Genomic DNA, 12656 nt, shown 5'->3' with positions numbered 1-12656 from the left:
TTTTACAATTTTTTATGAAGCGCCGGTTTTGCGTGCTTATTCCGCCAGCAGTTTAGTAATGTCGGCCACCAGGTCTTCCGGCTTGGTGGCGGGGGCGTAGCGGTTGTAGACAGTGCCGTCCTTGCGGATAAGGAACTTGGTGAAGTTCCATTTGATCGCCTCGGTGCCGAGGATGCCGGGGGCGTCTTTTTTCAGTTTAGTAAACAGCGGGTGGGCGTTGTCGCCGTTGACATCGATCTTGGCGAACAGGGGGAAGGTGACGCCGTAGTTCTTTTCGCAGAAGGCGCCGATTTCCTCGGCCTGGCCCGGCTCCTGCGCGCCGAACTGGTTGCAGGGGAAGCCCAGCACCACCACGCCCTTGTCCTTGAACTGTTCGTACACGGCCTCCAGTCCCTTGTACTGCGGCGTGAAGCCGCATTTGCTGGCGGTGTTGACGATCAGCAGCACCTGGCCTTGGTACTGGCCCAGGTTGACGGGGGCGCCGGACAGGCTGTCGGCGTTGATGTCGTAAATGGTGGTCATGGTGTCAGACGAGTCCTAAATGTTCGGTTCCGGCCGAGAGATCCCGGTTCTTGGCGGCCTTGCCTTCGAGCTTGATGGCCAGCCGCAGGTCGTTGACGGAGTCGGCGTTGCGCAGCGCGTCTTCGTAGGTGATGATATCCGCTTCGTGCAGATCGAACAGCGACTGGTCGAACGTCTGCATGCCCAGCTCGCGCGACTTCTTCATCAGCTCCTTGATTTCGTGGACTTCGCCCTTGAAGATCAGGTCCGAGATCAGCGGAGAATTTAGCATGATCTCGATCGCCACGGCGCGCCCCTTGGATTCCTTGCGGGGGATCAGGCGCTGCGAGATCATGCCTTTCAGGTTCAGCGACAGGTCCATCAGCAACTGCTGGCGGCGTTCCTCGGGGAAGAAGTTGATGATGCGGTCGAGCGCCTGGTTGGCGCTGTTGGCGTGCAGGGTGGCCAGGCACAGGTGGCCGGTCTCGGCGAAGGCGATCGCGTGGTCCATGGTTTCGCGGTCGCGGATCTCGCCGATCTGGATCACGTCCGGCGCCTGGCGCAGCGTGTTCTTCAGCGCGATGGCCCAGTCCTCGGTGTCGACGCCCACTTCGCGCTGGGTCATGATGCAGTTCTTGTGCGGGTGGACGTATTCGACCGGGTCTTCGATGGTGATGATGTGGCCGTAGCTGTTCTCGTTACGGTAGCCGACCATGGCGGCCAAGGTGGTCGACTTGCCGGAGCCGGTGGCGCCGACCATGATGACCAGGCCGCGCTTGGACATGACCACGTCCTTGAGCACGTCGGGCAGGCCGAGGTCTTCCAGTTTGGGGATTTCGCTGGTGATGGTCCGCAGCACCATGCCGACCGAGCTCATCTGCACAAACGCCGACACGCGGAAGCGGCCCAGGTCGCCGGGGCTGATGGCGAAGTTGGCTTCCTTGGTCAGTTCGAACGAGGCGGTTTGCTTGTCGTTCATGATGGAGCGCGCCAGGTCCATGGTGTGGGCCGAGGTCAGCACCTGCGACGACACCGGCGTCATCTTGCCGTCGATCTTGATGGCGGGCGGGAAGCCGGCGGTGATGAACAGATCCGAGCCCTTCTTGCTGGTCATCAGCCGCAGCAGGTCGAACATGAATTTGGAGGCCTGGTCGCGTTCCATGATGTGTCCTTTTCAGTGGGGGTCAAGTCTGACATTCGGACACGGCCTCTGCCGTAGTTGTGCTTACGGCAGAGGCCGTGTCCGAATGTCAGACTTGACCCCCAGGTTTTTAGCCGGGGAAGTTGTCCGGCGTCTTGGCGGCGTTGCGGGCGGCGGCGGCGCTGATGACGTTGCGGCGCACCAGGTCCGTCAGGTTCTGGTCCAGCGTCTGCATGCCGACGTTGCTGCCGGTCTGGATCGCCGAGTACATCTGCGCGATCTTGGCTTCGCGGATCAGGTTGCGGATCGCCGGCGTCGCCACCATGATTTCGTGCGCCGCCACGCGGCCGTTGCCGTCTTTGGTTTTCAACAGCGTCTGCGAGATCACCGCTTGCAGCGATTCGGACAGCATCGCCCGTACCATTTCCTTTTCATCGGCAGGGAAGACGTCGACGATACGGTCGATGGTCTTGGCGGCCGACGAGGTGTGCAAGGTGCCGAACACCAGGTGGCCGGTCTCGGCCGCCGACAGCGCCAGGCGGATGGTCTCCAGGTCGCGCAGCTCGCCGACCAGGATGCAGTCCGGATCCTCCCGCAGTGCCGAACGCAGCGCGTTGTTGAACGACAGCGTGTGCGGTCCCACTTCGCGCTGGTTGATCAGGCATTTCTTCGATTCGTGCACGAACTCGATCGGGTCTTCGATCGTCAGGATGTGGCCGTATTCGTTTTCATTGAGGTGGTTGACCATCGCCGCCAGCGTGGTCGACTTGCCGGAACCGGTCGGCCCCGTCACCAGCACCAGCCCGCGCGGCTTGAGCGCGAACTCGGCGAAGATCTTCGGCGCGTTAAGGTCTTCCAGGCTGAGGATCTTGGACGGAATCGTCCGCAGCACCGCCGAGGCGCCCCGTTCCTGGTTGTAGGCGTTGACGCGGAAGCGCGCCAGGCCGGGAATCGCGAACGAGAAGTCGCATTCCAGCATCTCTTCGTAGGCCTTGCGCTGGCCGTCGTTCATGATGTCATAGATCATGCCGTGCACGTCCTTGTGCTCCAGCGGCGGCAGGTTGATGCGGCGCACGTCGCCGTGCACCCGTATCATCGGCGGCAGCCCGGCCGACAGGTGCAAGTCCGAAGCCTTGTTCTTGACGGAGAATGCGAGAAGTTCGGAGATGTCCATTTATAATCCCTGTGCCTGACGTTGGTGAGGTGCCGTTCCGGCGCCAACCGTTGTTTCTAACGATTTTTACTCGATGATTATGTCCCTGATCCCCCAGAACTTGCAAGCAATCACCTCGACTATTGTTGCCGCAGCCCAAGATGTTGGCCGTGCGCCGCAATCGGTGCAGTTGCTGGCCGTGTCCAAGACCTTCGGGCCGGACGCGGTGCTGGAGGCGGTGCAGGCCGGCCAGCGCGCTTTCGGCGAGAATTACCTGCAGGAGGCGCTGGACAAGATCGCGGCGCTGAAGGCGGCCGGCGCGCCCACGCTGGAGTGGCATTTCATCGGCCCGATCCAGAGCAACAAGACCCGCCCCATCGCCGAGCACTTCGATTGGGTGCACACGGTCGAGCGCGAGAAGATCGCGCAGCGGCTGTCGGAGCAGCGGCCGGCCGGCATGGCGCCGTTGCAAATCTGTTTGCAGGTGAATATCAGCGGGGAGGCCAGCAAGAGCGGCGTGGCCCCGGCGGAATTGGCGGAGCTGGCCCACAAGGTCGCGGCGCTGCCGAATCTGACGTTGCGCGGCCTGATGGCGATCCCCGAGCCGGCCGAAGACTTTGCGCAGCAGCGGGCGGCGTTCGCCCAGCTGCGCGTGCTATACGAGCAGCTGCGCGCCGACGGTCTGGCGCTCGACACGCTGTCGATGGGCATGTCGGCCGACCTGCGCGCCGCGATTGCCGAGGGCGCGACCATCGTGCGCGTCGGCAGCGCCATTTTTGGTTCACGAAACTACAACAAGGCTTGAAATGAAAATAGCATTTATCGGCGGCGGCAACATGGCCTCCGCCCTGATCGCGGGACTGGCCAACAAACTCACCGACGGCGCCAACATCCATGTGGCCGATCCGAACGCGGAAGCGCTGGTTCGCCTGCAGCAGCAATTCGGCGTGACCACGGCCAGCGGCGCCGATGTCGCCGTCTCGGCGGCGGACGTGATCGTGTTGGCGGTCAAACCGCAAAGCATGCGCGAAGTGGCAGCCCAACTGCTGCCGCTGATCGACCAGGCCAGGCAGCCGGTGATCGTCTCGATCGCGGCCGGCATCCGCATCGTGGACTTGTCGCGCTGGCTGGGCGGCTACGGCGCCATCGTGCGCTGCATGCCGAACACGCCGGCGCTGATCGGCATGGGCATCACCGGCATGGCGGCGACGGCCGGCGTGTCCGCTGCGCAGAAGCAGGCTGCTGACGATATCCTGCGCGCCGTCGGCCCGACGGTGTGGCTGGACGACGAGTCGCAGATCGATGCGGTGACGGCGGTGTCGGGCAGCGGCCCGGCTTATGTGTTCTACTTCATCGAGGCGATGCAGCAGGCCGCCGTGGACATGGGCCTGAGCGCGGAGCAGGGCAAGCAGCTGGCGATGGCCACCTTTGCCGGCGCTTCGCAGCTGGCGGTGCAGTCGAGCGAACCGGTCTCGCTGCTGCGCGAACGGGTGACGTCGAAAGGCGGCACCACCTACGCGGCGCTGACCAGCATGGAAGACAGCGGCGTGAAGGCAGCGATCATCAAGGCGATGAAAGCGGCCCAGCAGCGCGGCAAGGAAATGGGCGACGAACTGGGTTCTTCTAACTAAGACGAAAGGTTGCATGATGACGGTAGTACGATATCTCCCCTTGATTGCAGCCTTCACCGTTTTACAGGCGGGCGCCGCGACCATCGTTTCCGAGACGATGCAGCGGCCAGAAGGGCCGCGCCACTATCTGCTGGCGCAGCCGGCGACTCCGGTGGCGGGCAAGTTGCCGCTGGTGATCCTGCTGCACGGTCACGCGGCCTCCGCTAACCTCACTTTCGGCAAAGGGCGGATCGATGATCCAGCCGCCGCCTGGCTGGCCGTGGCCGATCGCGAAGGCCTGCTGGTCATCGCGCCCGACGGCGCCAAAGGTAGCGACGACAAGCAGGGCTGGAACGACTGCCGCGCGGACGCTCCCACCAATCCCAAGACCGACGATGTCGGCTTCATCGCCGCGCTGATCGACCAGGCAGTCGCGCAGCACAATGCCGATCCGTCGCGGGTGTATCTGTCCGGGGCTTCCAATGGCGGCGGCATGGTGTATCGCGCGGCGATCGAGCTGGGGCCGCGCCTGGCGGCGGTGGCCGTGTCGAGTATGCTGATGCCGGTCAAGAATCTGTGCCCGGCCCCCAAGCGCGCCGTGCCGATACTGGTGGCGCATGGCACCGAGGACAAGATCGCGCCCTACTCGGGCGGCGAGGTCGGTCACTTCCTGTTGACGGGGCGCGGCTCCGGCCTGACCGCCGAGGAGTCGGTGAAATACTGGCGCGAGCTGGCGCAGTTGCCGCCTACGCCGACGATCACGCAGGTGCCGCATCGCGATGCGGCGGACAAGACGTCGCTGGTGCGTTATGTCTGGGGCGGCGATCCGAAACAGACGCAGGTCGAATTCCTCAAAATGGAAAACGCCGGCCACGTACAGCCCAGCATCGCGCACAGCCTGTCATGGCTGGTGCTGGCGGTGCTGGGCAAGCAAAACGGCGACCTTGAATACGCTGACGAAACCTGGGCCTTCTTCAAGGACAAGCGCGTAGCGCCTTAACCTAACTGGTTCCGCCGCAGCCTTGCTTCATCGCGGCGATCCACGCCCGTATCAGTTCCACGCCCTCCTTGTGGACCGAGCCCCGTCCCAGTTCCGGCATCATGACGCCGGTCTGGTCGGAGCTGAGCCGGTAGACCATGATCGAGTCATCCGGCTGGCCCGGTGCGATGCCGTAGTTGTGACCACCCGTGCCCGCGCCCGCCGCCACCGGCGGTTTGCACAGTCCCAGATGCAGGTCGGCCGGCGCCCCCATGTTCAAGTGCAGCGCGGTGGTGTTGGCCGCGCCCTTGTCGTTGTGGCAGTGGGCGCAGTTGATGTCCAGGTAGGCGCGGGCGCGCGCGTTCAGCGTCTGACCCTTGTCTAGCCAGTTGGCGTTGTGCGGCGCCGCCGTCGCCGCATTGGCGGGCGCGCCGCTCAGGTAGCCGATGCGGGCCAGATAGTCGAGCTGATTGCTGGTCACGCCGTCGTAGCTGTAGCTGCGGTTCATATGCCGCGCCTTCGGGCCGATGGGCTGGAACTGGCGCGACTTGACGTCCGCCACGTGGCAGGACGCGCACTGGTTCACGTTCGGCACCACGTAGGTCAGCGGCTTGCGGTCGCCGTTTTCATGCACCACTTCCAGCGGTATCTGGTCGCCGGTGCGCGACAGTACGGCTTCGGTCTGCTCGGCGTTCCACACATAGGGCAGGGCGATCCAGCCGTCGGCGCGGCGCACCAGCAGACGGGTTTCGACCAGGCGCACGTTGGCCAGGTCCAGCTTGTCGCCGCCGGTCTTGCTGGTGTCGTACTTGGCCAGCACCGCCTTGGAGGGACCGTCGGCCTTCGGATAGTAGAAGGTCTTGCTGATGATGGTCCCGACCGGGAAATCAAACGTTGTATCGGCGTTGTAGGCAGCGCTCTGGCCCTTCGGCATCCAGACGGTGCGCAGCTTCTGCGCGTAGTCGGTGAACAGTGGCGTATTGAGGTCGTACGGAACCACGCCGGAGTTCAGGTTCAGGCGGCCGCCGGAGACGGCCATCAGATGCCAGTCGCTCAACTTGGCCGGATTGCCTTCGGTGATAAAGCTCACCGGGGCCTGGGTCTGCGTGCACGCCGCGAGCATCAGCGTGCAGGTGATCGCTGCGAATCTCACCATCATGACTGCGCGGCGAGTTGGGCGATGGTCACCGGCGGCAGCTTGGCCAGCTCGCAGCGGAACGGCGCTGTTTCCTTGCTGGGGTTTTTGTACTTGTTAGGACCGTCGGCGTTCAGCACTTCCACGCCGTCCTGGATGCAGATGCGCTGCTCGGCCGGCATCACGCCTTTGACCAGCAGCTTGGTGTCGACATAGCCGTCCCACAGCACGTCGGGCAGGTGGCCGCTGATGCCGTACATGGCGATCTTCAGCGCCTTCAGGTCCAGGCCATCGGGCGAATCGCCGCCGCCCTTGAAGCGGTTGCCGTAGACGTAGATCGCCTTCGGATACGGATCGTAGCCGGCGGCCACGCCTTTCTCGGTGAAGTAGCCGGTGGAGTGGTAGCTGGAGATGATGACGTTGGCGGTCTGGTTGTCGGTGACGTCGTTGTCGAAGATCTCAACTTTCGAGTTGGAGTTGATGACGATGCCGGAACCGGCCGGCACGCTGGCCACGGCCGTGCCGCGCGCGGCGAAGTTGCCGAGGTTGTTCTTCTCGACCTTGTTCTTGTACACGCGGGTGCTATGGCCGGGCTGCGACAGGTTGGGCATGTTGAACACCAGGATGCCGCCGGTGTTGTTGGTGGCGACGTTGTCGTAGACGTCGGCGTTGATGGTGTTTTCGATTTCGATGCCGGCCACGTTTTGCTCGGCGCGACAGCGGCGCACCACGACACCGTTGGACTGGCCGACGTAGATGCCGGCGTCGGAGGCGGCGATGGCCACGCTGTCCTCGATCAGCACGTTGCGGGTCTTGACCGGGTAGATGCCGTAGGCACCGTTGGTGACCTTGGAGCCGCCGGTCCACTGCACCTTGACCTTGCGGATGGTGATGTTGTCGCCGTCGTTGATCTTCAGGCCATCGCCCTTGGAGTCCTCGATGGTCAGGCCTTCGATGGTGAAGTTGCTGGCGTAGACCAGCATGCCTTCCGGCCCGGTGACCTGGCCCTTGAATGAGAGGATGGTCTTGTCCATGCCTGCGCCGCGTACCGTGACGCCGTTGCCGCGCAGGGTGAGGCCGCTAGTGAGATGATAGGTACCGGCCGGGATCTCGACCACGCTGCCGGGTTTGGCGTCGAGCAGCTGCTCCTGCAGCTTCTTCTGGAACGCCGCGTCGGCGCTGGCCTGCTCGGCCGAGACGGGCGCCTCGGACTTGCCGCAAGCGCCCAGCAGGGCGCCGATCGTACCGCAAAGAGCTAGTGTGCGTATGGCCTTGTACATGTCGTCCCCTCATTCTATTTGTTAGAATTTGTTAGATGTAGAGTGCTTGGCAACATTGAGTATAGCAGTATGTTTTCGACATTAAGCGCGTATCATTGCCGGGCCGAGGCCATGTGGCGCGGCAGCGACGGAAAGGAAAAAAGATGACGAATCGCCGGGTATTTATTCTGAACACTTGCGCCGGGCTGGCCGCTGCTACGCTGGGCTGCATGGCATGGGCAGAGGACCGCGTGCCGCTGAAGGAAGACGAGCCGCTGGCCAAAGAGTTCAACTATGTGGTTGACGCCGCCAAGGTAGACGGGCACAAATTCCCCGACTTCAAAGCCGGCGACCGCTGCAGCAAGTGCCAGATCTACGAGGACGGCCCGAACGACATGGGCGGCTGCGCCATCTTCCCCGGCAAGCTGGTGACGGCCGCCGGCTGGTGTACCTCGTTCGGCTGACATGGACTTCGACGCATTCAAGGCGCTGGGCCTGGCGCTTCCGCTAGTCGAAGAGTCGACCTCGTACGGCACGCCGGCGCTGAAGGTGAAGGGCAAGCTGATGGCGCGGCTGAAGGAGGATGGCGAGTCGGTGGCGGTGCGCACCACGTGGGAAGAACGCGAGCGCCTGCTGACGGTGGAGCCGGAAACGTACTACATCACCGACCACTACCGCGACCACCCGTGGGTACTGGTGCGCCTGCCGCAAGCGCATCCCGATGGCGCGAAGCTGCGTCTGGCGCAAGCCTGGCTGCTGGCGGCGCCGAAGTCGCTGCTCAAGCTGCATGGCGCCAGTGTGGAGTCTATCTGCGCGCTACCAGCAGCCCGACGATGACGCCGATCGCCGCGCCCAGGCCCACCGATTTCCACGGATTGTCGCGCACGTAGACGTTGGCCGAGTCGGCCGCGCTGCGGCTGCGGGCGATGACGCTGTCTTCCAGTTTGCGCAGGTCGGTCTTGGCGGTGCGTAGCGTGTCGTCGAAGCGGGCGCGGGTTTCGGAGTTGGGTGCGGGCTCTTTGGTGGCATCCTTCAGCCAGTCCTCGGCTTCGCCGATGGCGTGCTTCAGTTCATCCATCAGCTTGTCGCGCGCGGTGGCGCTGGCGGCCTGGTTGTCGGCGATGCCTTTGCCGTTCTGTTGTGTCTGATCCATGATGACCTCATCGAATGTCTGGGTGGCAGGGGATAGCCATTGTAGGCAGCACAGGCGTCGCCGCCTTGCGCTGTCTCAATCGCGTTAGCGCAGCGCGTAATCCAGCGCCACGCCCGCGAACACCGCCGCACCCAGCCAGTTGTTGTGGCGGAAGGCGTAGAAGCAGGCATCACGCTCGCGGCCGCGGATCAGCGTGTAGTGATAGCAGGCGATGCCCGCCGCCACCGCCACGCCACCGGCGAACCAGACGCCCATGCCCAACTGCCAGCCGCAGGCCAGCAGCAAACCCAGGTGCACGGCGTAGCACAGCATCACTGCCGCCACGTCGTAGCGGCCGAAGGTGATGGCCGAGGTCTTGATGCCGATCTTCAGGTCGTCGTCGCGGTCGACCATGGCGTACTCGGTGTCGTAGGCCACGGCCCAGAACACGTTACCGAGCAACAGCACCCACGCCACCATCGGCACCGTGTTCTGGATCGCGGCAAACGCCATCGGGATGCCGAAGCCGAAGGCGATGCCCAGATAGGCTTGCGGAATCGCGAAGAAGCGCTTGAAGTAAGGGTAGGTGCCGGCGATGATGACAGCCGCCACCGACAGCTGCTTGGTCAGCGCGTTCAGCGGCAGGATCAGGCAGAACGACAGCACCGCCAGCGTGCCAGCGATGGCCAGCGCTTCCTTGCCGCTGATGCGGCCGCTGGTGATGGGGCGCTGCGCCGTGCGTTTGACGAACTTGTCGATATCCTGGTCGGCGTAGTCGTTCATCGCGCAGCCGGCCGAGCGCATCAGCAGTGTGCCGAGCGAGAAGATCAGCACCAGCGTCAGGCTGGGCTTGCCGTTGGATGCCAGCCACAGCGCGCACAGCGTCGGCCACAACAGCAGCAACGTGCCGATGGGTTTGTCCAGCCTGACCAGGCGAAAATAGAGCTCCAGCTTGTTCATGGATAGTGCCGCTTGTAGGGAAAGATCAGGATTATCGCAAATCCTGGCGCTGCCAGCTCAATCGTCGGCGCAGAGGGTGGTGATGCCAGGCAGGTTGCAAGCGGCTACCACTTCGCACACGGCGTCGATGGCGGCCTTGCGGGTGAAGCTTTTACGCCACACGATGACCACGCGGCGCGACGGCTGCTGCCCTTCGAAGGGACGGAATTGCAACATGCCTTCCTTGGTGTCCATGTCCGGCACCGAGGCGCGCGGCAGCACGGTCAGGCCGATGCCGCTGGCCACCATGTGACGGATGGTTTCCAGCGACGAACCCTCGAAGGTACGCTGCATGCCATTGCCCGGCGCGGAGAAGCGGGCCATTTCGGGACATACTTCCAGTACCTGATCGCGGAAGCAGTGCCCGTTGCCAAGCAGCAGCATGTTTTCGGTTTTCAGGTCGTCGGCGGGAATGCTGCGGCGTTTGGCCCAAGGATGCTGGGACGGCATCGCCACCACGAACGGCTCGTCGTACAGCGCCTGCATCGCCATGCCGTGCTCGGGCAGCGGCAGCGCCATGATGGCGGCGTCCAGCTCACCCTGGCGCAGCATCTCGATCAGGCGCACGGTGAAGTTTTCCTGCAAGATCAGCGGCATCTGCGGGACTTTGGCTATCATGCCCTTGACCAGCGGCGGCAGCAGGTAGGGGCCGATGGTGTAGATCACGCCCAGGCGCAGCGGGCCGGCCAGCGGGTCCTTGTTCTGCTTGGCGAGTTCCTTGATGGCGGCGGTCTGTTCCAGCACGCGCTCGGCCTGGGCGACGATTTGCGCGCCCAGCGGGGTGACGGAGATCTCTGCGCCGCCCCGTTCAAACAGGACCACGCCCAGTTCATCTTCCAGTTTCTTGATGGCGACCGAAAGCGTCGGCTGCGCGACGTAACAGGCCTCGGCCGCATGTCCGAAGTGTTTCGCTCTTGCAACGGCGACGATATATTTCAGTTCGGTCAGTGTCATAAATGTATTTGAACACAGGCAATGCTGGGATGCAATAATTAGAAAAGGTATTGTAGCGAATGCTGTCGATATAATGCAGCGTATGTTGGTACTACCCATCGAAAGGCAAGCATGTCCTCCACATTTGGTCCAGAAGAAGCGCAAGCCTATCTGCACAAGCTGCTCAAGGTGATGCACCACACCGGCGGTTCGGATTTGTTCATTTCCGCAGATTTCCCGCCGAGCATGAAGTCGCAGGGCGCGATGAAGCCCCTGAGCCAGCAGAAGCTGACCGGCAGCGTGACCCGCGCGCTGGCGCTGTCCATTATGAACGACAAGCAGAAGCGCGAGTTCGAGGCCGAGCTGGAATGCAACTTCGCGATCTCCTTGCCGGACGTGTGCCGTTTCCGCGTCAACGTTTTCGTGCAGCAGCAGAACGTGGCCATGGTGATACGGACCATTGCCTCGGAAATCCCGAATTTCGAAAAGCTTGACCTGCCCGAGGTGCTGAAGGAAGTCATCATGACCAAGCGCGGCCTGGTGCTGGTGGTGGGCGGCACCGGTTCCGGCAAGTCGACCACGCTGGCGGCGATGATCGACTACCGCAACGCCAATTCGGCCGGCCACATCATCACGGTGGAAGATCCGGTCGAGTACGTGCACAAGAACAAGGGCTGCCTGATCACGCATCGCGAAGTGGGCGTCGATACGCTGTCGTGGCACAACGCGCTGAAGAACACGCTGCGCCAGGCGCCGGACGTGATCCTGATCGGCGAGATCCGCGACACCGAGACCATGGAGCACGCGATCGCGTTCGCCGAGACCGGCCACCTGTGCCTGGGCACGCTGCATGCGAACAACTCCAACCAGACCATGGACCGCATCATCAACTTCTTCCCGGAAGAGCGGCGCAACCAACTGCTGATGGATTTGTCGTCCAACTTGCGCGCCATCGTGTCGCAGCGCCTGGTGCGCACCGAGGACGGCAAGGGACGCAAGGCCGCGATTGAAATCCTGCTCAACACGCCGACCATCGCCGAGATGATCTTCAAGGGGAACTTCCAGGCGATCAAGGAAATCATGCACAAGTCGCGCGAGCTCGGCATGTGCACTTTCGACCAGGCGCTGTACGAACTTTATAATAAGGGCTATATCGCCTACGAAGAGGCGATCCGCAACGCCGACTCGGCCAACGGCCTGCGCTTGCAGATCAAGCTGCGCGGCGACCGCAAGGAGCCGGGCGACAACAGTCCGACCACCGCCGATTCGCTCAGCATGCAGATCGACGAAGAGCCGGAAGACGAAGAACCCAAATAACCGAAGAACCTCATGCCTCAATTTGAAACCAAGATCTGCACCCGTGAACAACTGGCCGCGCGCGTCGCCGCACTGCCCAAGCCGGTGGTGCTGACCAACGGCGTGTTCGACATCCTGCACCGCGGCCACGTGACCTATCTGGCGCAGGCGCGCGCGCTGGGCGCCTCGCTGGTGGTGGCCGCCAATACCGACGCCTCCGTCAAACGCCTGGGCAAGGGCGACGACCGTCCGCTCAACAACTGCGCAGACCGCATGGCGGTGCTGGCCGCGCTGGAAGCGGTGAGCCTGGTGGTGGACTTCGACGAAGACACCGCGTTGGAAGTGGTGCAGCAGGCGCGGCCGGAAATCTACGCCAAGGGCGGCGATTACCAGATGGACGCCATCCCGGAAGGCAAGGCCGTGCTGGCCTACGGTGGCCAGGCGATCGCCATCGACTTCGAGCACGACCGCTCGACCACCAAGCTGCTGACCAAGGTGCGCGCCCAGCGTTCTTGATA

Annotated in this window: 15 protein-coding genes; 7 read left to right on the top strand and 8 right to left on the bottom strand. The window is 63.3% G+C overall.

The genetic code is table 11. The features are described from left to right. Positions 1–36: 36 nt before the first annotated feature. The 3 genes from D0T21_RS24905 to D0T21_RS24895 form a co-directional block, all read right to left on the bottom strand. Positions 37–522, bottom strand: coding sequence for a glutathione peroxidase (locus D0T21_RS24905; RefSeq protein ID WP_116992369.1), 486 nt, complete (start codon positions 520–522; stop codon positions 37–39). Positions 523–526: 4 nt separating this feature from the next. Then, positions 527–1663, bottom strand: coding sequence for a PilT/PilU family type 4a pilus ATPase (locus D0T21_RS24900; RefSeq protein ID WP_116992370.1), 1137 nt, complete (start codon positions 1661–1663; stop codon positions 527–529). 109 nt (positions 1664–1772) lie between these two features. Then, positions 1773–2816: a type IV pilus twitching motility protein PilT gene (locus tag D0T21_RS24895; protein WP_116992371.1), complete on the bottom strand. Its 1044-nt coding sequence runs from the start codon at positions 2814–2816 to the stop codon at positions 1773–1775. Positions 2817–2895: 79 nt separating this feature from the next. Here D0T21_RS24895 and D0T21_RS24890 point away from each other — a divergent pair, with 79 nt between their 5' ends. The 3 genes from D0T21_RS24890 to D0T21_RS24880 are packed head-to-tail and all read left to right on the top strand — an operon-like array spanning position 2896 to position 5405. Further along, positions 2896–3600 carry a YggS family pyridoxal phosphate-dependent enzyme gene (locus D0T21_RS24890; RefSeq protein ID WP_116992538.1) on the top strand — a complete coding sequence of 235 codons (705 nt, stop codon included), beginning with the start codon at positions 2896–2898 and terminating at the stop codon, positions 3598–3600. Between the two features lies 1 nt (position 3601). After that, a complete protein-coding gene (gene proC / locus D0T21_RS24885; protein ID WP_116992372.1) occupies positions 3602–4426 on the top strand; it encodes a pyrroline-5-carboxylate reductase in 825 nt (274 codons plus the stop codon). A 13-nt stretch (positions 4427–4439) separates the two neighbouring features. Beyond that, on the top strand, positions 4440–5405 hold the full coding sequence (locus D0T21_RS24880; protein WP_116992373.1) for a PHB depolymerase family esterase: 966 nt from the start codon (positions 4440–4442) through the stop codon (positions 5403–5405). Position 5406: 1 nt separating this feature from the next. Here D0T21_RS24880 and D0T21_RS24875 read toward each other — a convergent pair whose 3' ends face one another. Together D0T21_RS24875 and D0T21_RS24870 are read right to left on the bottom strand one after the other, a co-directional pair. Continuing rightward, positions 5407–6543, bottom strand: a complete 1137-nt coding sequence (locus tag D0T21_RS24875) for an SO2930 family diheme c-type cytochrome (RefSeq protein ID WP_116992374.1) — start codon at positions 6541–6543, stop codon at positions 5407–5409. Beyond that, positions 6540–7799 carry a parallel beta-helix domain-containing protein gene (locus D0T21_RS24870; protein ID WP_116992375.1) on the bottom strand — a complete coding sequence of 420 codons (1260 nt, stop codon included), beginning with the start codon at positions 7797–7799 and terminating at the stop codon, positions 6540–6542. The genes D0T21_RS24875 and D0T21_RS24870 overlap by 4 nt, the downstream gene beginning before the upstream one ends. A gap of 143 nt (positions 7800–7942) precedes the next feature. Between D0T21_RS24870 and D0T21_RS24865 the strand changes: the two genes are divergently transcribed. Further along, positions 7943–8242 carry a high-potential iron-sulfur protein gene (locus D0T21_RS24865; RefSeq protein WP_116992376.1) on the top strand — a complete coding sequence of 100 codons (300 nt, stop codon included), beginning with the start codon at positions 7943–7945 and terminating at the stop codon, positions 8240–8242. 1 nt (position 8243) lies between these two features. Then, positions 8244–8615: an MmcQ/YjbR family DNA-binding protein gene (locus tag D0T21_RS24860; RefSeq protein ID WP_116992377.1), complete on the top strand. Its 372-nt coding sequence runs from the start codon at positions 8244–8246 to the stop codon at positions 8613–8615. Here D0T21_RS24860 and D0T21_RS24855 read toward each other — a convergent pair. The 3 genes from D0T21_RS24855 to D0T21_RS24845 form a co-directional block, all read right to left on the bottom strand. Then, positions 8584–8931, bottom strand: coding sequence for a YqjD family protein (locus D0T21_RS24855; protein ID WP_116992378.1), 348 nt, complete (start codon positions 8929–8931; stop codon positions 8584–8586). The two genes, D0T21_RS24860 and D0T21_RS24855, sit on opposite strands and share 32 nt — an antisense overlap. 84 nt (positions 8932–9015) lie before the next feature. Continuing rightward, the gene (gene ubiA / locus D0T21_RS24850) at positions 9016–9870 is read right to left on the bottom strand and encodes a 4-hydroxybenzoate octaprenyltransferase (RefSeq protein WP_116992379.1); all 855 of its coding nucleotides are present in this window, start codon (positions 9868–9870) and stop codon (positions 9016–9018) included. A 57-nt stretch (positions 9871–9927) separates the two neighbouring features. Continuing rightward, positions 9928–10863: a hydrogen peroxide-inducible genes activator gene (locus D0T21_RS24845; protein WP_116992380.1), complete on the bottom strand. Its 936-nt coding sequence runs from the start codon at positions 10861–10863 to the stop codon at positions 9928–9930. Between the two features lie 111 nt (positions 10864–10974). On the opposite strand from D0T21_RS24845, the gene D0T21_RS24840 reads away from it, so the two are divergent. After that, positions 10975–12159 carry a PilT/PilU family type 4a pilus ATPase gene (locus tag D0T21_RS24840; protein WP_116992381.1) on the top strand — a complete coding sequence of 395 codons (1185 nt, stop codon included), beginning with the start codon at positions 10975–10977 and terminating at the stop codon, positions 12157–12159. A gap of 12 nt (positions 12160–12171) precedes the next feature. Further along, positions 12172–12654: a D-glycero-beta-D-manno-heptose 1-phosphate adenylyltransferase gene (gene rfaE2 / locus D0T21_RS24835; RefSeq protein WP_116992382.1), complete on the top strand. Its 483-nt coding sequence runs from the start codon at positions 12172–12174 to the stop codon at positions 12652–12654. Positions 12655–12656 lie beyond the last annotated feature (2 nt).

The sequence above is a fragment of the Duganella sp. BJB476 genome (assembly GCF_003416895.1).
GTDB lineage: Bacteria > Pseudomonadota > Gammaproteobacteria > Burkholderiales > Burkholderiaceae_D > Rugamonas.
The sequence above is the reverse complement of the archived record's forward strand: the minus strand, read 5'-3'. Positions and strand labels throughout refer to the sequence as shown.

What these genes read in the sequence shown, in the direction of transcription:
- D0T21_RS24860 (WP_116992377.1), top strand. Translation starts at nt 8,244, where the DNA reads ATGGACTTCGACGCATTCAAGGCGCTGGGCCTGGCGCTTCCGCTAGTC.
- D0T21_RS24845 (WP_116992380.1), bottom strand. Translation starts at nt 10,863, where the DNA reads ATGACACTGACCGAACTGAAATATATCGTCGCCGTTGCAAGAGCGAAA.
- proC (WP_116992372.1), top strand. Translation starts at nt 3,602, where the DNA reads ATGAAAATAGCATTTATCGGCGGCGGCAACATGGCCTCCGCCCTGATC.
- D0T21_RS24870 (WP_116992375.1), bottom strand. Translation starts at nt 7,799, where the DNA reads ATGTACAAGGCCATACGCACACTAGCTCTTTGCGGTACGATCGGCGCC.
- D0T21_RS24890 (WP_116992538.1), top strand. Translation starts at nt 2,896, where the DNA reads ATGTCCCTGATCCCCCAGAACTTGCAAGCAATCACCTCGACTATTGTT.
- D0T21_RS24875 (WP_116992374.1), bottom strand. Translation starts at nt 6,543, where the DNA reads ATGATGGTGAGATTCGCAGCGATCACCTGCACGCTGATGCTCGCGGCG.
- D0T21_RS24880 (WP_116992373.1), top strand. Translation starts at nt 4,440, where the DNA reads ATGATGACGGTAGTACGATATCTCCCCTTGATTGCAGCCTTCACCGTT.
- D0T21_RS24895 (WP_116992371.1), bottom strand. Translation starts at nt 2,816, where the DNA reads ATGGACATCTCCGAACTTCTCGCATTCTCCGTCAAGAACAAGGCTTCG.
- D0T21_RS24905 (WP_116992369.1), bottom strand. Translation starts at nt 522, where the DNA reads ATGACCACCATTTACGACATCAACGCCGACAGCCTGTCCGGCGCCCCC.
- ubiA (WP_116992379.1), bottom strand. Translation starts at nt 9,870, where the DNA reads ATGAACAAGCTGGAGCTCTATTTTCGCCTGGTCAGGCTGGACAAACCC.
- rfaE2 (WP_116992382.1), top strand. Translation starts at nt 12,172, where the DNA reads ATGCCTCAATTTGAAACCAAGATCTGCACCCGTGAACAACTGGCCGCG.
- D0T21_RS24840 (WP_116992381.1), top strand. Translation starts at nt 10,975, where the DNA reads ATGTCCTCCACATTTGGTCCAGAAGAAGCGCAAGCCTATCTGCACAAG.
- D0T21_RS24865 (WP_116992376.1), top strand. Translation starts at nt 7,943, where the DNA reads ATGACGAATCGCCGGGTATTTATTCTGAACACTTGCGCCGGGCTGGCC.
- D0T21_RS24855 (WP_116992378.1), bottom strand. Translation starts at nt 8,931, where the DNA reads ATGGATCAGACACAACAGAACGGCAAAGGCATCGCCGACAACCAGGCC.
- D0T21_RS24900 (WP_116992370.1), bottom strand. Translation starts at nt 1,663, where the DNA reads ATGGAACGCGACCAGGCCTCCAAATTCATGTTCGACCTGCTGCGGCTG.